The following is a 20,971-nucleotide window of genomic DNA, read 5'->3' on the forward strand; positions in this document are numbered from 1 at the left end:
GCGAAATTTTGTGCATCGGCCCCGGCCGTCACGGTCGGGGCGGCGTTGCTACCTATGGTAGCTTATCCTGTGATTGCCACCGGCGCACCTTTCGCGGGCGGAGACGCGCCTGACGCAACCAAAGGTTCCCATCACAAGCCACTTCCTTCCCTGCGGGAAATTCAAGTAAGCTTCGTTCCGGGTCAGGAGCGACTGTGCAGGGCGCGCAACGCAATTCGTTGAAACTGCTGCAGTGGATGATGGCGGCATCCCTGGCGCTGCCGATTGCGCTGTTCATCATCGCCTCGGCGATCTCCTATCATTCGACCAACGACATCGCCGATCGCGAGATCGAGCGCACGCTCGACGTCGCCCATGAGCATGCGCTCAAGGTGTTCGAAACCATCGACCGGAGCCTGGCCGAGCTCAACGAGGTGGTGCGCGGACTTTCGGACGATGCGATCCGGTCGCGCGAGGAGGCGCTGCACCGGCGCCTGAAACGGCTGACCGATTCGCTGCCGCAGCTCAAGTCCGCCTGGATCTTCGACGCGCAGGGCCACGCGCTGGTCAACAGCCTCCTGTATCCGGCGCCACAGCTGAGCTTTGCCGACCGCGATTACTTCAACGTCCATGTCGACCAGACCGTCGGCACATTCATCGGCACGCCGCTGACACCGCGTCAGCCCTACCAGGGTGCCCGTTTCTTCGGCGTGAGCCGGCGCCGCGATTCCGACGACGGCAGCTTCATCGGCGTGATCCAGGCCTCGGTGTTTCCTGAATATTTCGAGAGCTTCTATGCACGCATCGGCAGCGATCCCGGCAGCTTCTTCGCGATGGGGCGGACCGATGGCGTCCTGCTCGCGCATTATCCGCACCTCGACCACGACGTGCGGCTCGATCCGAGCGGGCCGGTCGGCCGGAAGATCGCGCTGAGCCCGGAGCACGGGCTGATGACGATCGCCTGGCCCGCCGACGGCATCGAGCGGCGCATCGGCTATAAGCGCGTCGCCGAATATCCGATCTATGTGAGCGCGGGGCTCGAGACCTCGGCGATCCGTTCGCGCTGGCTCGCCACCATGGGCCAGCATCTGATCTTCGGCCTGCCTGCCACGGCCCTGCTCTTTTTCATCCTCGCGCTGGCATTCCGGCGCACGCAGAACCTCCAGGCCGAAGCGGCGCGTCGGCGCGACGCCGAGGAGGCGCTCAAGCACAGCCAGCGCCTCGAGGCGCTCGGACAGCTCACCGGCGGCGTAGCGCACGACTTCAACAACCTCCTCACCGTGATCCGCGCCTCCATCGACTTGTTGAACCGGCCGCAATTATCGGATGAGCGGCGGCAGCGCTACATCAACGCCATCACCGAGGCCGTCGCGCGCGCCGCGAAGCTGACCTCGCAGCTGCTGGCCTTCGCGCGGCGGCAGACGCTGAAGCCCGAGGTGTTCGACGTCGGCGCACGCGTGCAGTCGCTGCGCGACATGATCGCCACGCTGACGGGACCGGCCATCGAGATCGTGATGCGGCTGCCGGCGGAGTCCTTTCTCGTCAACGCCGATGCCGGCCAGTTCGAGACGGCGCTGTTCAACATGGCGGTCAATGCGCGCGATGCGATGCAGGGCCGCGGCAGGATCACGTTCACAGTGGAGGCCGCGTCGGCTGTTCCCGACAGCCTGGCACACCTGGTCGGCAGCCATGGCTTCATCACGGTCACGGTCACCGACACCGGGTCCGGCATTCCCGCGAGCCAGCTCGGCCGCATCTTCGAGCCGTTCTTCACCACCAAGCAGATCGGGCAAGGCACCGGGCTTGGCCTGTCGCAGGTGTTCGGCTTCGTCAAGCAATCCGGCGGCGAGGTGACGGTTGCAAGCGAGGTCGGCCGCGGCAGCACTTTCATGCTCTACCTGCCGCGCGTGCCCGCCGAGGTGCTGCCACAGCGGCAGGCGCCCGACACCGCGCCCGCAATGGCCGGCAGCGGCATGTCGGTACTGGTCGTCGAGGACAATATCGAGGTGGCCAATTTCGCCGCCGACGGGCTCACCGAGCTCGGTTACAGCGTCACGTTGGTCGACAATGCCAATGACGCCCTCGCCGAGCTGATGGCGGACGCGGATCGCTTCGACGTCGTGTTCTCCGACGTGGTGATGCCCGGCATGACCGGGCTCGATCTCGCGCACGCGATCCGCGACCGCGGCATCGACGTGCCGATCGTGCTCACCAGCGGCTACAGCCAGGTGCTGGCGCAGGATGGCAGTTTCGGCTTCGAGCTTCTGCAAAAGCCCTACTCGATCGAGGCGCTGTCGCGCGTGCTGTACAAGGCCGCACGGCTGCGCCGGGTGCGGGACGGCGCTGCGGAGTGAATCGCTTTAACGGGGAACAGCGAGGGAACCGGCTGATTTCCCTCGCGTTGTTCCGGCGATGCAAACGCCGTCCGCAAAACGTGAAAAGGGCGGGAAGCCGCCCATTGTCGACATCGTCGGTGAAAGCGGCGAGCAGATTGCCCCGCCCCCGCCGGAGGTGCTCGAACCCGACGCAGAGCTTTCGCCCGAGGAGGTCGAGCAGGCGCGCAAGGACTATCTGCTGACGCGCTTCTGGATCACCGCCAGGGGTTTTTGGGGACGCAACGGCGACAGGCTGGCCTGGCCGTTTTCGATCGGCCTCGTCGTGCTGATCGTCGCGACGGTCGGATTTCAATACGGCATCAACGTCTGGAACCGCGCGATCTTCGATGCGATCGAGAAGCGGGATGCGGCGACCGTCTTCCATCTCACGGCCGTGTTCTTCCCGCTTGCGATCGGCAGCATCGTGCTCGGCGTCGCGCAGGTGTTCGCGCGCATGCGCATCCAGCGTCGCTGGCGCGCATGGCTCACCGCCAGCGTGCTGACGCGCTGGCTGGCGAGCGGCCGCTATTACCAGCTCAATCTCGTCAGCGGCGATCACGACAATCCCGAATACCGGATCGCCGAGGATTTGCGAATCGCAACGGATTCGCCGGTCGACTTCCTTGCCGGCGTCACCTCGGCGCTATTGTCGGCCGCGACCTTCATCGTTGTGCTCTGGACCATCGGCGGCGCGCTCACCGTCACGATCGGCGGATCGTCGCTCACCATTCCCGGCTTCCTGGTCGTCGCCGCGATCCTCTACGCCGCAATCGCATCCAGCTCGATCCTGGTGATCGGCCGGCGCTTCGTGCAAGTCTCCGAGGACAAGAACCAGGCGGAAGCCGACTTCCGCTATACCCTCACGCGCGTGCGCGAGAACGGCGAGAGCATCGCCCTGCTCGGCGGCGAAGACGAGGAGCGCGAGGGCATCGACCGCAACTTCACCAACGTGCTCCAGCAATGGGCGCGCCTTGCCGGCCAGCATATGCGCACGACGCTGGTCTCGCAGGGCTCGAGCCTCGTTGCTCCCGTGGTCCCTCTCTTGCTCTGCGCACCAAAATTCCTCGACGGTAGCATGACGCTGGGACAGGTGATGCAGGCGGCCTCCGCCTTCACCATCGTGCAGAGCGCGTTCGGCTGGCTGGTCGACAATTATCCGCGGCTCGCCGACTGGAATGCATGCGCGCGCCGCATCGCCTCGCTGATGATGTCGCTCGATGGGCTCGAGCGCGCCGAGCAGGGCGACGGCCTCGGCCGCATCAAGCGTGGCGAAACCGGAAACGATGCGATGCTCGAATTGCGCGATCTTTCCGTCACGCTGGACGACGGCACCGCCGTGGTCGGCGAAACCGAGGTGGTGATCGAGCCCGGCGAGCGGCTGCTGGTGGCCGGCGAATCCGGCACCGGAAAGAGCACGCTGGTGCGCGCGATCGCAGGCCTGTGGCCATGGGGTGGCGGCAGCGTCAATCTCCATCCCGACCGACGGCTGTTCATGCTGCCGCAGCGGCCCTATGTGCCATCAGGCAGTCTGCGCCGTGCGGTCGCCTATCCCGGCGCGGCGGAGGACTGGGCGGTCGAGGAGATCGGCGAGGCTCTGCACAAGGTCGGGCTCGACCATCTCAAGCAGAAGATCGAGGAAGAGGGACCATGGGATCAGACGCTGTCCGGCGGCGAGAAGCAGCGCCTCGCTTTCGCACGCCTGCTCCTGCACCAGCCAGATATCGTCGTGCTCGACGAGGCGACGTCGGCACTCGACGAAAAGAGTCAGGACAGCATGATGAAGATGATTACGGACGAACTGCCGAAGGCGACCATCGTCAGCGTCGCGCATCGCGCCGAGCTCGAAGCCTTCCACAGTCGCAAGATCGTGCTCGAGCGGCGCAAAGGCGGCGCAAAGCTCGTCAGCGACGTCGACCTCGTCCCGCGCAAGGGCCGGCGAAGACTGCTCGGCCGTTTCCTGCGTCAGCGAAAGCCGGCACCAAAAAAGGCGGTCTGACACCGTAGGCACGCACCGAGGAGGATTCTGTCTTCGTCGTCCCGGCCTGGTGCGCAATTGCGCAACTAAAGCGCGATGAGATCAGGATGAATCGTCATCGCGCTTTAGGTTATTGTTTGAGCATGATCTTTTCGGAAAACCGCTTCACACTTTTCCGGATCATGCTCTAGGCCGTGACGGCACTGAGATTGTGGCCAGGATCGAACATTGGAGTTGCTGGCGAAACCGGCTATGCATGCGCCGCTTGCAACGAGGACTTCTGCTTGACGCCCGACACCGACACCACGCCCGCGCCATTCGGCGCGTTCGCGCCCAATGCGGCGCAGGCCGCGATCATTTCGCTTGCGCACCGATCCGGGCTGAAGCGCGGCGCATTCCGCCCGTGGCTGTCGCGGTTGGTCAATTTGCTGCGTACCGGTCCCGTCGACGTGCAATATCAGGGCGCATCGTTCCGCTTCCATCACCAGGCGAGCGCGACCGAGCGCGGCGCGCTGTTCAATCCCGACTATAATCTCGACGAGCTCGACTTCCTGCGCCAGCACACGCCGCCAGGCGGCGTGTTCGTCGACGTCGGCGCCAATGTCGGCACCTTCGCGCTGGTGATGGCGCGCCACGTCGGCGCGCAAGGCAAGGTCATTGCGATCGAGCCGCATCCGATGACCTTCGCGCGGCTGTCGTTCAACAACACGGCCTCACAATCGACGCAGGTCCGCCTCGTGCAGGCGGCGGCAGGCGAAGCCGATGGCGAGCTGCTGATCGAGACCGACGGCGACAATCTCGGCGCCAGTCATGTCGTGACGGGCACTGCGACCGCGAAGGCCATCAAAGTGCCGTCGTTGCGACTGATACGCATTCTCGAAGAGTCCGGCGCCACGACGGTCGATGCCCTCAAGATCGACGTCGAAGGCTTCGAGGACCGCGTGCTGATCGGCTTCTTCCGCGATGCGCCGCAATCGCTATGGCCCCGCGCTGTCGTGATCGAGCATCTGTCACAAAACGAATGGCGTGAGGATTGTATTGCAGACATGGTCGCGCGCGGCTTTGCCGTTACGCGCAGAACGCGGAGCAACACCTTCCTGTCGCGCTGACGATAATCAACGACGGAGAATCCGATGATCGACCACATGGGCTTTCCGGTTTCCGACTATGAGCGTGCCAAGGCGTTCTACACCAAGGCGCTGGCGCCGCTCGGCTACAGCCTGATCATGGAGGTCACGCAGGAGCAGACCGGCCACGATCCCGCCGCGGGCTTTGGCGCCGACGGCAAGCCGGACTTCTGGATCGGCGGCGAAGGCGCGTTGAACAAGCCGGTCCATGTCGCGATTCTCGCCAAGAATCGCGCCACGGTGGATGCATTCTACAAGGCGGCCATCGCCGCCGGCGGACGCGACAATGGACCGCCGGGCATTCGCGCGCATTATCATCCGACTTACTACGGCGCGTTCGTGCTCGATCCCGATGGCCACAACATCGAAGCTGTCTGTCATGCGCCGGAGTGAGCCTGTTCCGTCGTCATGTTGCATGGGGAACATCGACGCACCGGCAACGTTGTCGTCTTTCGAGCAACGACATGTCGATGATGGATGATGCCGATCGAGCCCCCGGAGATTCCGCCAGCAACACCGGGCACACCGAGCGAGCCGCCGCCGGAAATGCCGCCGGAAATGCCGCCGGGAAATCCGCAGCCGGATATAACGCCACCGGTGCGCGAGCCCGGCGAATCACCGCGGCCCGACGAGCTGCCGGGCAAGAGGCCGGACGAGATTCCATCGCGCGGACCGAGCGCGCCGCGCACGCCCAATCCAGCGACGGACACGAATTTGTCGCAACCTCGCCTCCGAGGCGATTGCAAGATGGGCCTGAATGCGCAATGAACGTCGATGTTCTGAAGTGATTTGCATGCAGAAATAAATCGAGACGCGGCTGCTTCGCCCGCCACAATCCGGCCTAACGCGTATCCGTTGATCGCAACACTGACGTTCCAAGAACTTCCGTTCCAGAACTTCCTCTGCAAGAACCTTCCCTAGGATCCCACCACATGACTCAATTTCGCTTCGTGCTGCTTGCCACGACGGCTCTGACCGCGATGCCATTCGCAAGCTCCGCATCGCATGCGCAAAGCGCACCCATCGTGACCGCACAGGCGCAGGGCGAAGTCGGCCCTGACGGAAAACCGAAGCAGCCCTCGCGGGAGCAGCCGAAGGCAGCGCCGCAACAACCGCCGGCCGCTCGCCCCGCACCGACCCCGCCGCCTGCAGCACCTGCGCGGCCCAGCACGCCGCCGCCGACGGCTGCGCCTCCGCATGTCCCGACACCACCGTCGGCCGCGCCTGCACCGTCACGGCCGACGACGCCACCTCCTCCGCCGGCCACGCATCAGGCCCCTCCGGCACCCACGCCGCCGCCTGCTGCGCCCAAGCCGCCGACGCCGCCCGCTGCTGCGCAGCCGACGCGCACGCCCACGCCGCCACCCCCGCCGCCTGCGGCGGCGCCGTCCCGGGTTGCCCCGACGCCGGCACCAACTCCCCCGGCGGCACCTCCAGCACGGGTCGCGCCAACGCCGGCGCCTGCGGCATCACCCGCGCCGACGCCGGCCGCACCCAACGCCCGTCCGGCCCCGACAGGCACGCCTGCACCCGCGGCAACGCCCGCTCCCGGCGCGCCGCCGTCTGTCCGACCGGGCGGGCCTGCGCCCGCACCGGCCGTCACGCCGGCGCCAACCGTTACGCCAGCGCCGGGCGGCGCCGTGGCGCCGGCACCCGGACGTCAGGGTGCGACGCCTCCTGCAGCCACACCGCCTGCGGGCGCGCCCGCTGCCGCAACTCCGCCTGCGCCACAGGCGGGCGCCCCGGCCCGGCCCGCAGCTCCTGCCGGCGCCGCGGCGCCGACTGTCGTCCCTGGCTCGCCAGCCGCAGCCCCGCCGCCCAACCGGGCGCAATACGCTCCGCCGACGGTGGCGCCGGCCTTCCGGGTCGCGCCCACGGTCGCAGCACCGCTGCCGCCTCCGCCGCGTCCGCCGCAGCGTGACCTGACGCCGCTCGCGATCGGTGCAGGCGTGGTCGCCGGAGCGGTGATCGGCGCCACCATCGCCGACTATCGCAATCAGCGGCACGAGGTCGTCGAAGGCGGCCGCACCATCTACACCGAGCCGGACCGCATCATCATCCGCGACCCCAGCGGTCAGGAATATGTCCGCGGCAACGACCTCTATCGCTTCCGCTACGGCGCCCGCGACATCCGCACCGAGACGGTCGGCGGCGAAACCCGCACGGTCGTGATCCGTCCTGATGGCACCGAGGTGATCACCGTGGTCGGTCCGGACGGTTCGCTGCTGCGGCGAATCCGCAGAGACACGCGTGGACGCGAAATCGTGATCATCGACAACACCTATCGCGATCCGCGGGCGGTCGGCGGCTTCTATGTCGACGTGCCGCCGCCGGTGGTCAGCATCCCCTACGATCGCTACATCGTCGACGCCCAGGAGGCATCGCCGCAGGTGATCTACGAGACGATGCGGGCCCCACCGGTACAGCGGATCGATCGGCGCTACTCGCTCGACGAGATCCGCTACAGCCCCAATGTTCGCATGCAGATGCCGAGCATCGACGTCAACTCGATCAACTTCGAGACGGGATCGTGGACCATTCCGCCGGACCAGGCGGCGCGGCTTCAGGTGATCGCCGACGGTATCAACCAGGCGATCCAGGCCAACCCGCAAGAAGTGTTCCTGATCGAGGGCCACACCGATGCGGTCGGCAACGACGTCGACAATCTGTCGTTGTCCGATCGCCGGGCGCAGGCAGCGGCCGAATTGCTGACCCAGCAGTTCGGTGTGCCGGCCGAGAACCTGACCTCGCAGGGCTACGGCAAGCAGTACCTGAAGGAGCAGACGGACGGCCCGAGCCTCATCAACCGCCGCGTCACCGTCCGCCGCATCACCCCGCTGCTCAACGGCGGCCAGGCCAACGCGGCACCCCCGCCGCGGCAGTAAGAACATCGCAAAGAGAAAATGGCCGGGAGCGATCCCGGCCATTTTTGTTTCTCGATTAACCCTTGTCGCTCTCGAGCCTGAAGATCTGCGAGCCTTCGCTGCCCGACAGCAGGCCGGCCTTCGAATAGAGACCGAGCTTCATCCGCGTATCGGCGATGTCGAGGTTGCGCATGGTGAGCTGGCCGATGCGATCGGCCGGCGTGAAGGCCGCGTCCTCCACCTTCTCCATGCTCAGCCGCTCCGGCGCATAGGTCAGGTTGGGACTTTCCGTGTTCAGAAGCGAATAGTCGTTGCCGCGGCGCAGCTCCAGCGTCACCTCGCCGGTGACGGCGCGCGCGACCCAGCGCTGCGCGGTCTCGCGCAGCATCAGGGCCTGCGAGTCGAACCAGCGTCCCTGATAGAGCAGACGGCCAAGACGCATGCCGCTGATGCGGTACTGCTCGATGGTATCCTCGTTGTGGATGCCGGTGACGAGCCGCTCATAGGCGATGTGCAGGAGCGCCATGCCCGGCGCTTCATAGATGCCGCGGCTCTTGGCCTCGATGATGCGGTTCTCGATCTGGTCGCTCATGCCGAGGCCATGGCGGCCGCCGATGGCATTGGCTTCGAGGAACAGCGCGACGGGATCGCTGAAGGTCTGGCCGTTGAGCGCTGTGGGCTGGCCTTCCTCGAAACGCACGACGACCTTCTCGGCCTTGACGTTGCAGTCCTCGCGCCAGAACGGCACGCCCATGATCGGGTTGACGATCTTGATGCCGCTGTCGAGGCTCTCGAGATCCTTTGCCTCATGCGTCGCGCCGAGCAGATTGCTGTCGGTCGAGTACGCCTTCTCCGCACTCATCTTGTAGGCAAAGCCCTGCGCCGTCATGAACGCCGACATTTCGGCGCGGCCGCCGAGTTCGTCGATGAACTGCTGGTCGAGCCAGGGCTTGTAGATCTTCAGGCCCGGATTGGTGAGAAGGCCGTAGCGATAGAAGCGCTCGATGTCGTTGCCCTTGAAGGTCGAGCCGTCGCCCCAGATGTTGACGCCGTCTTCCTTCATCGCGGCAACCAGCATCGTGCCGGTCACGGCGCGCCCGAGCGGCGTGGTGTTGAAGTAGGTGATGCCGCCGGTCGAGATGTGGAAGGCGCCCGACTGGATCGCGGCGATGCCTTCATGGACGAGCTGCGTGCGGCAATCGACGAGGCGCGCCTTTTCGGCGCCGAACTCCATCGCCTTGCGCGGGATCTCGTTGTAGTCGGCTTCATCCGGCTGGCCGAGATTGGCGGTATAGGCGTAGCAGCGCGCGCCCTTCTGCTTCATCCAGAGCAGAGCTGCGCTGGTGTCGAGACCGCCGGAGAAAGCGATGCCGACTTTTTCCCCTGTGGGCAGGCTCTTCAAAATCGTAGTCATGGCGCTTCCAATCGGATCTCAAAAGGGCTGATGTCGTGGTTCGATTTGACTTGCGCGATTATCAAATTTCGCGCGCGTGGGCACGCCTTTAATGGCTCACATCGACGTCGCCGGGCCGGTTTCGCCGCCAAACAGGCGGCGGCGGAGCCGATAGGCCGGCCAGGCCAGCCGAGTCAGGGCGGCATCGACCGCCTCGTCCGAAAATCGCGTCCGCGGCCAGCGGTAAATCAGGGCGTAGGCGAGCCAGATCACCACGAAGGTGACGAGGCCGGCGATCGAGACGTCGGTGAAGAAGTGCCCGCCGAAGGCCATGCGCAGGCCGCTGGTGACCGCGCCGAATACCACGGCGCCCGCATAGGCAAGCGGCCGCCACGGCGGTGGCGCTAACGCCGCCGGCGCCAGCGTCCAGAACGCGGTCGCCCCTTCGCCGGAGAAGAACGAGCAGTTGCGCCCGCAGCCACCGCGCGGATCCCACCACGGCACGAACGGCAGATCGCCGGCGAACTCGGTCACGACCACCGGGCGCGGTCGGCCCCAATAGGATTTGAAGGCGAGATTGGTGAGGATGCCGGCCGACAGCGTCAGCGTCACCAGCAGGAAGACGATGGTTCGTCCCGACACCATCAGCGGCCGGTCGGGCCTGATCAGCTTGGCTACCAGCGCCACGATCGATGGAGCTGCGAACGCCCAGGCGATCCACATCGCCGCATCGCGTGCAAAGCCCGCCCAGCCATTCAGCTTGAGCGGAAACGTCTTCGTCGCGGGATCGAAGAACAGCGCGGCGAGCTTGAGATCGAGCTCGGGAAAGACGCCGAAGACGACGCCGATCACGAGCCACAGCGCCAGCGCGATGAAGAGTCCGGTCCGGTTCATGGCGCGCGGTTTAGCGGAGTGGAAATGAGATGGAAACCCTTCGGCTGTCATTCCGGCGATGCGAAGCATCGAACCCGGAATCTCGAGATTCCGGGCTCGGTCCTACGGACCGCCCCGGAATGACTACACTACCTACGGCGCATCCGGCCGCGAATGCGACGGCAGCGGTGGGGGCGGCTTGCGCGGGGGCGGCGGATGGCGCCAGGCACCGGCGGTGCGGCCGGCGATCATCCAGTAGACGAAGCCGGCGATGATGCCCGCGCCGGTCATGATCTCGAGATGGCGGCGCACGATGCCCTCGAACTCGAGCGTCTCGGGATGGAATGGAATGAGGCCGAGATAGCAGGCAAGCCCGACGAGCCCGCCACCGACCGCATAGGCGAGCGCGCTGCGGATATAGAAGGCCTCGGTGATCGCGACGATGACCATCGCCGGCAACAGCGCAAAGCCGGAGACGAAGATGAAGCCAAAGCCGAGCAGGATGTCGATCGTGCCTTCATCGACGGGACCTGCGCCGAGATCGGAGAATTCCGGGAACAGCAGCGCAGCGACGACGATCATGCCGCCGACCAGGCATGACGCGAGAAAGCCGAGAAAGATCACGACGAGGCGGCCGATCAGTGCCATCGGACGCATCCATCATCGTTGACCGAATGTAACACAACGTCCCCCACCGTCATTCCGGGACGCGCGAAGCGAAAACCCGGAACCTCGAGATTCCGGGCTCGGCTCTCAGCCTCCCCGGAACGATTGCCTAGAAATAATGACGCCCGGCCATGACGGATGTTGATGGCCGCTTCATGTCAATCGGTCATCGCCATCGCGCGCAGCGCCTGGCGTTCGCGGGCGGAGAGCTTTTCAGTCTCCGATTTGAGCTGACCGCAGGCGGCGAGGATGTCGCGGCCGCGCGGGGTGCGCACCGGCGAGGAATAGCCGGCGTTGAAGATGTATTCGGAGAATTTCTCGATCTGGTCCCAGTCCGAACATTCATAGGCCGTGCCGGGCCACGGATTGAACGGGATCAGGTTGATCTTGGCCGGGATGCCCTTGAGCATCTTCACCAGCAGCCTGGCGTCGTCGAGGGAATCGTTGACGCCCTTGAGCATCACGTATTCGAAGGTGATACGGCGCGCATTCGAAGCGCCCGGATAATCGCGGCAGGCCTGCAACAATTCCGCGATCGGATATTTGCGATTGAGCGGCACGAGCTCGTTGCGCAGCTCGTCGCGCACCGCATGCAGCGAGATCGCGAGCATGACGCCGATCTCGTCGCCGGCACGCACGATGTTCGGCACCACGCCCGAGGTCGACAGCGTGATGCGGCGGCGGGAGATGCCGATGCCCTCATTGTCTCCGACGATGAGCAGCGCATCGCGCACCGCGTCGAAATTGTAGAGCGGCTCGCCCATGCCCATCATCACGATGTTGGTGACGAGGCGCGTGCCGTTCTCCCGATCGGCCCAATCATTCAGGCGATCGCGCGCCACCATCACCTGCCCGACGATCTCGCCGGCGGTGAGGTTGCGCACCAGCCGCTGCGTGCCGGTGTGGCAAAAGGCGCAGTTCAAGGTGCAGCCGACCTGCGAGGAGACGCACAGCGTGCCGCGATCGGTCTCGGGGATGTAGACGCACTCGACCTCGTGCGCCCTCTCGGCATTGTCGCCGCTCGGCAGGCGCAACACCCATTTGCGGGTGCCGTCGTTGGAGATCTGCTCGGCTACGACTTCGGGCCGGTCGACGGTGAAGTGCTTTGCGAGCTCGGCGCGGATGTCCTTCGAGATCGAGGTCATCTCATCGAAACTCTTGGCGCCGCGGAAATAGATCCAGTGCCACAATTGCTGGACGCGCATTTTGCGCTGCGCGGGCGCAACGCCGATCTCGCCGAGGCGATCGGCGAGCTCACCCCGCGACAGGCCGATCAGCGACGGCCTCGCCGGCGGCACATAGGTTTCGAGCGGAGTCTTCTCCACGAGTGTTGCGTTGTGCGGCGTGGCAGGCGACTGCATTGAATGGACCTAGGGTTATTGGTCGTTCCGGGATGGTCCGAAGGGATCGCGAAGCGCCCCTGAGGACCAGACCCGGAACCTCGAGATTCCGGGTTCGATGCTTCGCATCGCCCCGGAATGACGGAAAAATTCTCGGAACTGCTTCTATATAGCAACCGGCCCTGCCGATTGCGACCGCGCTAACGCTTGCAGTCCTGAGCGATCCGATCGAGGGCCTGCGCCAGGCCCTTGAGCGAGAACGTATCGGTGGTCTCGGTGCCCTTGGCCGAGACGCCCTTGACCACCAGATCGGCCGATTTGCGCATGGCCTCGACCATCCGGTCCTCCTCGGCCGCGTTCTTGATCCAGAGGCCGTCGCCTTGCGTATACATCGCGTAGGACGCGCCCCCGACCTCCAGGGTCGATTCCGAGCCGGGTTTCAGCGCGTAGCCGATCATGACCGAAACTTCGTTGCTGACCCTCTCCGACGGCCGGGTGGAGACGAAGGCATAGGCCGGATCGCGCGGGCGGTTCGGCGGATTGGTCTTCGAGGACGAGGGTTTTGCCAGCGCAAAACAGACTTTCTTGCCGTTGGGTGTCGCCGAATAGGCGCCCCAGGTGCCGAACTGGCCGATCAGGGTCGGCTCCGCACCGCCTGCAATCGCCGGCGGCGGCGCCACCGGTTTGCTCTCGGGCTTTGCGGCCGTCTTGGCAGCCGCGGCCGGCTTAGCCGCTGCCTTGGGCGCCGGCTGGGCAGGCTGGGCGGTTTGCGCGCGCGCGAGATCGGCCATCCCGCACGCCACTACACCAGTCATCAAGGATAAAAAAAGCACCCGCCACATGCTGGAGTGGTTCCCTCAATATTGTGACTGGAAGATGGCTCGGCCGGACTTTGTCCCAAGGCGAAAATAGCCGGTAAGCGCCTGATTCGGAACGAGGTTACGGAAGAAAGTCCTAGCCGAACGTCTAGGCCTTCGGTTAACTCTTGGACTAACTCTTGAACTAATTCTTGGACTTTACGGTGCGCTGAGCGGCCCATTGCGCCTCGGTCCAGGCGAGCAGATCCTCGGCGCCGGAACTGCGCAAATGAGCGCCGCCGTCGATCACTACCATCTCGCCATTGATATAGCCGGCGCGGTCGGAGACCAGGAAACTGGCGAGGTCGGTGAGCTCAGCATGCTCGCCGGTGCGGCCCAGCGGATTGCGCGACGCCCAGCCCTCATCGCGGCCCTCCGGGCGCAGCTGGGTGGAGGCACCGGCGGTCGGGAACGGACCCGGCGCAATCGCGACGGTGCGGATGCCCTTCGGTCCCCATTCCACAGCGAGGCTCCTCGTCATCGCCAGCACGGCCGACTTCGCCATCGCTGAAGGCACGGTGAAGGCGCGGCCGGTGATGGTCGAGGTCGAGAGGATCGAGAGCACGACGCCTTTGTGTCCGCCTTCGATCCAGCGTCGACCCGCAGCGAGCGTGCAATACATCGCGCCGTGCAGCGTCGGCGCCAGGATCGCGTCCGCGGCGCGGAATGACAGATGCTCGCTCTGCGCGATGAAGGTCGCGGCCGCATTGTTGACGAGGATGTCGAGCGGCGCCTCGCGCCAGACCTGATCCATCATGCCGTCGACCATAGCGCCGTCGCGGATATCGCAGGCGATGATCGTGACTTTGCCGCCGGTCCCGTTTCGCATCTCGCTGGCGGCAGCCTCGAGGCGATCGAGCTTGCGGCCGCAGATCACGAGCTCAGCGCCGAGCGCGAGGAAGCGGCGCGCCATCGCAGCACCAAGCCCGGAGCCGCCGCCGGTCACCAGGATGCGCTTGTCCCTGAGCAGGCCTGTTTCAAACATCGTTTGAATCCTTCCGTTCCGCGAACTCCCGTCATTGCGAGCGCAGCGAAGAATCTCTCCAGTAGACGTCCCGGCGAAAGCCAGGATGACATCGGGAAAGTCGGCGCGGCGCGTTGGAGAAAGAAACCGGATTGTCGGCTCGCACTAAATCCGGCAGAAACGAGCCCAACCATAATTCCGATTTCGAAACGCCAAGCATGTCTATGAACATGTGTCTCAAGAAGGTGTCGCCATGAAAGCCATCCTCTGCTCGCAATATTGCCAACCCGACGATCTCGTCCTCGCCGATGTGCCGGATCCGGTGGCAGGGCCCGGCGAAGCCGTGATCGCGATCAAGGCGGCAGCGCTGAATTTCTTCGACATCCTGATGATTCAGGGCAAGTACCAGATCAAGCCGCCGTTCCCGTTCTCGCCGGCCGCCGAAGTCGCCGGCGTGATCGAGAGCATCGGCTCCGGCGTGACCGACCTGAAAGTGGGCGACCGCGTCGTGGCCTCCTGCGGCCACAACGGCGCGCGCGAGAAGATCGCGCTGCCGGCCGCTTCGATCGTGAAGATCCCCGACAATCTCGACTATGACCGCGCGGCCGGCATCATCATCATCTACGGCACCGCGCTGCATGCGCTGGAAGATCGCGCGAGCCCGAAGCCGGGGGAGACGCTCGCGGTGCTGGGCGCGGCCGGCGGCACCGGCCTGGCTGCCTGCGAGCTCGGCAAGCTGATGGGGCTGAAGGTGATCGCCTGCGCCTCGTCGGACGAGAAGCTCGCCTTTGCGAAAGCGCACGGTGCGGAGCTGACGCTCAACTACGCCAAGGAAGATCTGAAGGAAGGCCTGCGCAAGCTCACCGACGGCAAGGGCGTCGACATCATCTTCGATCCCGTGGGCGGCGCCTATGCGGAGCAGGCATTGCGCTCGATCGCGTGGGGAGGCCGCTTCCTGGTGATCGGCTTTGCGGCCGGCGACATTCCAAAGATGCCGCTCAACCTCGCGCTACTGAAGGGCTGCGATATCCGCGGCGTGTTCTGGGGCGCATGGACACGGCTCAATCCGGCGAAGAACCGCGCCAATCTGGAGAAGCTCGTGAAGTGGACGGCGGAAGGCAAGATCTCTTCCCACGTCGACCGCACCTTCCCTCTGGCGCAGACCGCAGATGCGCTGAAAGTTCTCGCCGGCCGTCAGGCGATGGGCAAGGTGATCCTGCATCCCTGAGCGCGTTGATTGTTGCGAAACGTTGCCGGCCACAAAGCCGGCCATCATCGCCCGCCACACGTTCAACGGTCATCGCCCGCCTTTGCGCAATAACTTGTGCGGGCGAGCCGTATTCCAGAGGCTATGACGCATACGGAGAAGCTGGCGGACTGGACTCCCCACTTGCCGCCGGCGCTAAAGCTTTGGCGTGCCTGGACCTCACGCCGCGGCGAAGCCTTGGGGCGCCCGATCGCGGGGAATGACCGCGTGGAATGCCGCGCAGGCAACGGCCCCTCTCTCCCGTGGCGGACCGCCGGATTTAAGGTAAAAATTCCCTCAACCAGCGCGATCAAAATTGCGGTGCACTCCCAGCTCTTGCCTCAATCAAACCTAAATCTTTCCTGATTCGCCCCAATCGTCGTCGTCTTTTGGGCTGAATCGGACGGCGATTTACCGGTTCCAGTGAGCGGGGGCTTCTGGACAATAACAAGAAGAATTTACCCGGGATGCCCCCAGCGCGTTGCGTTTAGTAATAGGGGAGCATCACACCATGGAGACGACGGCCTACCGTCTGTCCAAGACGTCGCGGGCGTTTGACGTCGAGCAAGTCACGACCGATCCGGGCGCCATGCCCTATCATCTGGCACAGGCTGACCGGACCGAGCTTTCACCGCACGATCCGATCCCGCTGTTTCTCTCCGATCCGCTGGGTACGCCGGATCCGCGAGAGTTCACTCCCCGCCGCGTGCGGCGCATCGGCCTTGCGACGCAGATCGTCGCCAGCGTATTGGCGGCAGCAGCGATCTCGGTGCTGGTCGTCCTGTTTCACTCCGACGTCAGCCGCCTGTTCGCCGCCAATGCCAAGGCCTGGATGGGCAGCCTCGCGGCAGAGCAGCCGGCGGAACCTCCGACGCAGGTCGCCCGCCAGACGCCGCTGAAGGATCCGGCCCGGGTGTCGAACCCGATGCAACTTGCGAGCGCAGAAGCCAAAGAAGTGATGGTGCCGGCGACGCCGAGCCGCGAGGCAATCGCGACGGCCTATCAGAACGCGCTGCAAGCGCAGACGCCGGCACAGGCCGCGGCCGCACCCGTGGAGCCGCCGCCGGCACCGCCGACCCCACCCCAGCCCGTCAAGACGCTCGACGCCGACACGCTGGCCGGGCTGATGACGCGCGCCAGGAGCCTGATGGCCATCGGCGATATCGCAGCCGCCCGGCTTCTGCTCGAGCGCGCGGCGAACGCGCAGGATGCGACGGCGGCGTTCGTCCTGGCGCAGACCTTTGACCCGGCCGTGCTCGGCACCAAGGATACGCGCAGCATCACCGCGGATCCCGCCGCCGCGCGGAGCTGGTACCAAAAGGCTGCCGGACTCGGATCCGCGGAGGCGCGAGCGCGCCTCGCGCAGCTTCAAGACTAAGACTTCAGCCAAGCAGGGGACATCATGCGTAACGCTTTGAGAATGGCGCTTGCCGCCATCATGACGATGTGCGGCCTGTCGGCACAGGCCGAGCAGACCGAATACGACCCGAGCAAGGTCTCGGACAGCCTGAAAGCGATCTTCCAGTTCGGATCGGTCTCGACCAAGCAGGCGCTCAACGCCAACACGGTCACGCTAATCACCGGCACCATCGGCGGCACCTATGTGCAGTTCGGCGCCGACCTCGCTTCCGTGCTCGATGACGGCAACAAGCTGCGCGTGCTGCCGATCGTCGGCCGCGGCTCGGTGCAGAGCGTCGCCGACATCCTGTTTCTGCAAGGCGTCGATCTCGGCATCGTTCGCGCCGACACGCTCGACTATCTCGAGCGCAAGGGATTTGCGAGCGACATCAAGAAGCAATTCACCTATGTAACCAAGCTCTACAACGAAGAGATGCAGGTCATCGCGCCGAAATCGGTTGCGACGCTGAAGGACCTCGAGGGCAAGAAGGTCAGCGTCGACCTGCCCAATGGCGGCACCTTCGTCACCGCGCTCACGGTGTTCGAACGGCTCGGGATCAAGGCCAACTTCGTCTATATCGAGCAGCGCATCGCGATGGAGAAGCTGAAGGCCGGCGAGATCGACGCGGTGATCGTGGTCGGCGGCAAGCCGTACAAATCGGTTTCGACCTTCAACAATGACGGCCGCTTCCACCTTGCCGGCGTGGACTACGCCAAGCCGCTGCAGAGCGACTATCTGCCGGCGTCGCTGACCGCAAAGGACTATCCGAACCTGATCAAGGACGGCGAGACGGTCGACACGATCGCGGTGCCGGCCGTGCTCGCTGCCTACAATTGGGGACCGAAGTCCGAGCGCTATCGCAAGATAGCGCAGTTCGTGGACGCGTTCTTCACGAAATTCCCGACGCTGCAGAACCCGCCCTTCCATCCCAAGTGGAAAGAGGTTTCGCTCGCGGCTCCGTTGTCGGGTTGGAACAGGCTGCCGGTGGCGCAGCAATGGCTCGACAGCCACGGCGTCGAACCGGTGGCCCGCCAGCGCTTCGAGACGTTCCTGAAACAGAATCCCGCCGCCGCGAAGGTGTCAGACACCGACAAGGAAGCGCTGTTCAAGCAATTCCAGGCCTGGGAGGCGCAGAACAACGGCTCGCGGGCGCAGGCGAGGTCGGAGAAGAAGTAGCGACAAACACCGTCATTGCGGAATGACCTCACTTGTGGTCGTCCTGGCGAAAGCCAGGACGACATTGCGGGGAGCTCTCCGCACTCTCGCTGTCATCACCCGCAGACCGGGTGATCCAGTATCCCCGAGGCGGCGCGAGGCTGCGGAGAAGCCGCAGCGTACTGGATTTCCCGCCTTCGCGGGGAATGACTGCGGAAGGCGTGGCCCGGCTCGCGCGACTACGCTACGCCGCTTCCGCCTCCGCCTCGCCCACACCGCGCTTCAGCGCGGCGCGGGCGGCTTCACGGTGGTCGGGGGTGATGTGGCTGGCGACCAGCTTGATTGCGGTCGCGAGCACGGCGGCATCATCGGTAAAGCCGAGCATCGGCAGCATGTCGGGCACGATATCGAACGGTAGGATGAAATAGGCGATCGCGCCGAGCAGCGATGCCTGCACATGGCGCGGCGTCTGCTTGTCGAAGGCGCAGTAATAGGCGGCGAGCAGGTCCTCGGCGAACGGCAGGTGCGCGACCACGCGCTTCAGCTTGCGCCAGAAACGCCGGCGCACTGTCTCGCGGTCTTCCGCCAGCCGATCGGCCGGCTCAAAGCCGACGCTGTGTTCGGCAGCAGCCATGGTCCAAGACTCCCCGTTCAGGCCGGCGCGGCTGATGGCCGCATCCGATGCCGATCACAAGATGGGGATGCGCCGCCATGGCAACAAGGCGTCAGCCAGGGCCTGCCTGCCTGGCGATGGCGTTCATCGCCTTGGCGAGCTCGACATCAAGCGCGGTGACGCCGCCGGCATCATGGGTCGAAAGCACCACCTCGACCGTCTTGTAGACGTTCTTCCACTCGGGATGATGGTTCATCTTCTCGGCCACCAGCGCCGCGCGCGTCATGAAGCCGAAAGCCTGGTTGAAATCGCCAAAGGTAAACGTCCTGCCGATCGCCTCGCGGCCAGCCGTCTCGGTCCAGCCGGATAATTCGCTCAAGGCCTGCTTGCGTGCTTCCGCCGACAGCCGCTGCGTCATGGTCGCCTCCGTCTTCAGGGGAACTTTACCTTAACACCGTGCCGACGCCCGGGTTCAAAGGGGATGTCCTCCATCCGCTAACCATGACGCAGATGTAACCCAGACGGGCAAGAAATTTGCTACAATTGCCCGGCTAGTCACCAGGCCAGGATGAAACCGAACCTGAAGCACCTGTATGGGAGATCGATGACCGGGGGCCTCGAGCTGGCCGAAACACCTACCCCGACGTCGCCGCGATCGGCGGCGCGGAAGACCATGCTCGTTTCGCTCGCGTTCGTGCTCGCCATCGTCGGCGCACTCGTCGGCGGCTATTATTTTGCCATGCGGCCGGTGACGCTGAAGATCGCCGTTGGCCCGGCCAACAGCGATGACGTCAAGGTCGTCCAGGCGTTGACGCAGGCCTTCGTCCAGAGCAAGGGCTATGTCCGGCTGCGTCCGGTCCAGACCGACGGCGCCACCGCAAGCGCCGAAGCGCTCGCCGAGAACAAGGTCGACCTCGCCATCATTCGCGGCGATCTCGATGTGCCGAAGAACGCGCAGGCGGTAGCAACGTTGCGCAAGAACGTCGTCGTGCTCTGGGTGCCGCCCGCCAAGGGCAAGAAGAAGGGCGCCAAGATCACCAAGATCGCGCAGCTCGCCGGCCATCGCATCGGCGTCGTCGGCCGCACCACGGCCAACGTCAATCTCCTGAAGGTGATCCTCCAGCAATACGGCGTCGATCCCGCCAAGGTGGAGATCGTGCAATTCCCGGCCAATGAAGCCGCCGAAGCGATCCGCGCCCAGAAGGCCGACGTCTATCTCGCCGCCGGCCCCGTCAACAGCAAGATCACCGCGGATGCGATCGCCGCCTCGACCAAGGACGGCGGCACGCCGACCTTCCTCGCGATCGATTCGGCCGATGCCATCGCACAGAACCATCCGGTCTATGAAGCCTCCGAGATCCCGGCCGGCACCTATGGCGGCTCGCCCGATCGGCCCGATGACGAGGTCAAGACGATCAGCTTCGCCCACCACATCGTGGCGCGCAAAGGCCTGTCGGAAACCACCGTCGCCGCCCTCACCCGGCAGCTCTTCGCGATACGCCAGCAGCTGGTGGCGGAATTCCCGTTGGCGGCGAAGATCGAGACGCCCGACACCGACAAGGATGCCGTGATTCCCGTGCATCCGGGCGCGGCCGCCTTTGTCGACGGCGAGGAAAAGACCTTCCTCGACAGATACAGCGACTACATCTGGTGGAGCCTGATGGCGCTCTCGGCCATGGGCTCGATCGGCGCCTGGTTTGCCGGCTACCTGAAGAAGGACGAGCGCGACAACAACAGCCATCTGCGCGAACGGCTGCTCGACATGATTGCCGCAGCACGGCGCTCGGAGACCGTCGACGAGCTCGACCAGATGCAAAACGAGGCCGACGGCATCCTGCGCGACACGCTGCGCTGCTTCGATCACGGCGCCATCGAGGAAGGCGCGTTGACCGCCTTCAATATCGCGCTGGACCAATTCCACTCCGCGGTCGCCGACCGCAGGGCGCTGCTGCTCAGCCTGCCGCAGAACCTGCAGCGCGCCGGCGCGCAATTCCGGGCCGCCGGCAACGCTTAGAATCTTGCACGCGTAATCGCTGCGTCACATTGCCTCAATATAGCTGCCTTGGTCCTTCCGGGGCGCGCGATAGCGCGAACCCGGAATCTCGAGACTTCGGGCCTGGCGCTAACGCACCATCCCGGAATGAC

General features: G+C 65.0%; 18 protein-coding genes. 10 read left to right on the forward strand and 8 right to left on the reverse strand.

Annotation, left to right across the window (positions count from 1 at the left end; translation table 11 throughout):
• Positions 1-194 precede the first annotated feature (194 nt).
• The 6 genes from ACV1FX_RS33035 to ACV1FX_RS33060 all read left to right on the forward strand — a co-directional run bounded on the left by ACV1FX_RS33035 (position 195) and on the right by ACV1FX_RS33060 (position 8,341).
• Positions 195-2,333 (forward strand): ATP-binding protein, encoded by a 2,139-nt coding sequence (locus ACV1FX_RS33035; protein WP_473121726.1) that lies wholly within the window; start codon positions 195-197, stop codon positions 2,331-2,333.
• A gap of 58 nt (positions 2,334-2,391) precedes the next feature.
• Complete coding sequence (locus tag ACV1FX_RS33040) at positions 2,392-4,350, forward strand: ABC transporter ATP-binding protein/permease (protein ID WP_473121727.1); 1,959 nt, start codon at positions 2,392-2,394, stop codon at positions 4,348-4,350.
• Between the two features lie 263 nt (positions 4,351-4,613).
• On the forward strand, positions 4,614-5,438 hold the full coding sequence (locus ACV1FX_RS33045) for an FkbM family methyltransferase (protein ID WP_473121728.1): 825 nt from the start codon (positions 4,614-4,616) through the stop codon (positions 5,436-5,438).
• 24 nt (positions 5,439-5,462) lie between these two features.
• Positions 5,463-5,849 (forward strand): VOC family protein, encoded by a 387-nt coding sequence (locus ACV1FX_RS33050; protein ID WP_473121729.1) that lies wholly within the window; start codon positions 5,463-5,465, stop codon positions 5,847-5,849.
• Between the two features lie 87 nt (positions 5,850-5,936).
• Entirely contained in the window at positions 5,937-6,224 is a 288-nt protein-coding gene (locus ACV1FX_RS33055) for a hypothetical protein (RefSeq protein ID WP_473121730.1), read from the forward strand.
• Positions 6,225-6,388: 164 nt separating this feature from the next.
• Complete coding sequence (locus ACV1FX_RS33060) at positions 6,389-8,341, forward strand: OmpA family protein (RefSeq protein WP_473121731.1); 1,953 nt, start codon at positions 6,389-6,391, stop codon at positions 8,339-8,341.
• A 55-nt stretch (positions 8,342-8,396) separates the two neighbouring features.
• Here ACV1FX_RS33060 and argG read toward each other — a convergent pair whose 3' ends face one another.
• The 6 genes from argG to ACV1FX_RS33090 form a co-directional block, all read right to left on the reverse strand.
• Positions 8,397-9,734, reverse strand: coding sequence for an argininosuccinate synthase (argG, locus tag ACV1FX_RS33065; RefSeq protein ID WP_473121732.1), 1,338 nt, complete (start codon positions 9,732-9,734; stop codon positions 8,397-8,399).
• 96 nt (positions 9,735-9,830) lie between these two features.
• Positions 9,831-10,607, reverse strand: a complete 777-nt coding sequence (locus tag ACV1FX_RS33070) for a phosphatase PAP2 family protein (RefSeq protein WP_473121733.1) — start codon at positions 10,605-10,607, stop codon at positions 9,831-9,833.
• A gap of 132 nt (positions 10,608-10,739) precedes the next feature.
• Entirely contained in the window at positions 10,740-11,234 is a 495-nt protein-coding gene (locus tag ACV1FX_RS33075) for a hypothetical protein (protein WP_473121734.1), read from the reverse strand.
• A 176-nt stretch (positions 11,235-11,410) separates the two neighbouring features.
• A complete protein-coding gene (rlmN, locus tag ACV1FX_RS33080; RefSeq protein WP_473121735.1) occupies positions 11,411-12,613 on the reverse strand; it encodes a dual-specificity RNA methyltransferase RlmN in 1,203 nt (400 codons plus the stop codon).
• A gap of 179 nt (positions 12,614-12,792) precedes the next feature.
• Positions 12,793-13,434 carry an invasion associated locus B family protein gene (locus tag ACV1FX_RS33085; RefSeq protein WP_473121736.1) on the reverse strand — a complete coding sequence of 214 codons (642 nt, stop codon included), beginning with the start codon at positions 13,432-13,434 and terminating at the stop codon, positions 12,793-12,795.
• A 160-nt stretch (positions 13,435-13,594) separates the two neighbouring features.
• Positions 13,595-14,434 carry an SDR family oxidoreductase gene (locus ACV1FX_RS33090; protein ID WP_473121737.1) on the reverse strand — a complete coding sequence of 280 codons (840 nt, stop codon included), beginning with the start codon at positions 14,432-14,434 and terminating at the stop codon, positions 13,595-13,597.
• Positions 14,435-14,666: 232 nt separating this feature from the next.
• Between ACV1FX_RS33090 and ACV1FX_RS33095 the strand changes: the two genes are divergently transcribed.
• The 3 genes from ACV1FX_RS33095 (at position 14,667) to ACV1FX_RS33105 (ending at position 18,234) form a co-directional block, all read left to right on the forward strand.
• A complete protein-coding gene (locus ACV1FX_RS33095) occupies positions 14,667-15,641 on the forward strand; it encodes an NADPH:quinone oxidoreductase family protein (protein WP_473121738.1) in 975 nt (324 codons plus the stop codon).
• Positions 15,642-16,170: 529 nt separating this feature from the next.
• Entirely contained in the window at positions 16,171-17,037 is an 867-nt protein-coding gene (locus tag ACV1FX_RS33100) for a hypothetical protein (RefSeq protein WP_473121739.1), read from the forward strand.
• Positions 17,038-17,061: 24 nt separating this feature from the next.
• Entirely contained in the window at positions 17,062-18,234 is a 1,173-nt protein-coding gene (locus ACV1FX_RS33105; protein ID WP_473121740.1) for a TAXI family TRAP transporter solute-binding subunit, read from the forward strand.
• Between the two features lie 223 nt (positions 18,235-18,457).
• Here ACV1FX_RS33105 and ACV1FX_RS33110 read toward each other — a convergent pair whose 3' ends face one another.
• On the reverse strand, positions 18,458-18,847 hold the full coding sequence (locus ACV1FX_RS33110) for a YkvA family protein (protein ID WP_473121741.1): 390 nt from the start codon (positions 18,845-18,847) through the stop codon (positions 18,458-18,460).
• A 91-nt stretch (positions 18,848-18,938) separates the two neighbouring features.
• Positions 18,939-19,244: a 4a-hydroxytetrahydrobiopterin dehydratase gene (locus tag ACV1FX_RS33115; RefSeq protein WP_473121742.1), complete on the reverse strand. Its 306-nt coding sequence runs from the start codon at positions 19,242-19,244 to the stop codon at positions 18,939-18,941.
• Between the two features lie 150 nt (positions 19,245-19,394).
• On the opposite strand from ACV1FX_RS33115, the gene ACV1FX_RS33120 reads away from it, so the two are divergent.
• On the forward strand, positions 19,395-20,840 hold the full coding sequence (locus ACV1FX_RS33120; RefSeq protein ID WP_473121743.1) for a TAXI family TRAP transporter solute-binding subunit: 1,446 nt from the start codon (positions 19,395-19,397) through the stop codon (positions 20,838-20,840).
• Positions 20,841-20,971 lie beyond the last annotated feature (131 nt).

This window comes from Bradyrhizobium ingae, from assembly GCF_055791185.1.

Coding starts and splice junctions, on each gene's coding strand:
- ACV1FX_RS33040 (WP_473121727.1), top strand. CDS start 2,392: ATGCAAACGCCGTCCGCAAAACGTGAAAAGGGCGGGAAGCCGCCCATT.
- ACV1FX_RS33050 (WP_473121729.1), top strand. CDS start 5,463: ATGATCGACCACATGGGCTTTCCGGTTTCCGACTATGAGCGTGCCAAG.
- ACV1FX_RS33055 (WP_473121730.1), top strand. CDS start 5,937: ATGCCGATCGAGCCCCCGGAGATTCCGCCAGCAACACCGGGCACACCG.
- ACV1FX_RS33060 (WP_473121731.1), top strand. CDS start 6,389: ATGACTCAATTTCGCTTCGTGCTGCTTGCCACGACGGCTCTGACCGCG.
- argG (WP_473121732.1), bottom strand. CDS start 9,734: ATGACTACGATTTTGAAGAGCCTGCCCACAGGGGAAAAAGTCGGCATC.
- ACV1FX_RS33070 (WP_473121733.1), bottom strand. CDS start 10,607: ATGAACCGGACCGGACTCTTCATCGCGCTGGCGCTGTGGCTCGTGATC.
- ACV1FX_RS33075 (WP_473121734.1), bottom strand. CDS start 11,234: ATGGCACTGATCGGCCGCCTCGTCGTGATCTTTCTCGGCTTTCTCGCG.
- rlmN (WP_473121735.1), bottom strand. CDS start 12,613: ATGCAGTCGCCTGCCACGCCGCACAACGCAACACTCGTGGAGAAGACT.
- ACV1FX_RS33085 (WP_473121736.1), bottom strand. CDS start 13,434: ATGTGGCGGGTGCTTTTTTTATCCTTGATGACTGGTGTAGTGGCGTGC.
- ACV1FX_RS33090 (WP_473121737.1), bottom strand. CDS start 14,434: ATGTTTGAAACAGGCCTGCTCAGGGACAAGCGCATCCTGGTGACCGGC.
- ACV1FX_RS33095 (WP_473121738.1), top strand. CDS start 14,667: ATGAAAGCCATCCTCTGCTCGCAATATTGCCAACCCGACGATCTCGTC.
- ACV1FX_RS33100 (WP_473121739.1), top strand. CDS start 16,171: ATGGAGACGACGGCCTACCGTCTGTCCAAGACGTCGCGGGCGTTTGAC.
- ACV1FX_RS33105 (WP_473121740.1), top strand. CDS start 17,062: ATGCGTAACGCTTTGAGAATGGCGCTTGCCGCCATCATGACGATGTGC.
- ACV1FX_RS33110 (WP_473121741.1), bottom strand. CDS start 18,847: ATGGCTGCTGCCGAACACAGCGTCGGCTTTGAGCCGGCCGATCGGCTG.
- ACV1FX_RS33115 (WP_473121742.1), bottom strand. CDS start 19,244: ATGACGCAGCGGCTGTCGGCGGAAGCACGCAAGCAGGCCTTGAGCGAA.
- ACV1FX_RS33120 (WP_473121743.1), top strand. CDS start 19,395: ATGAAACCGAACCTGAAGCACCTGTATGGGAGATCGATGACCGGGGGC.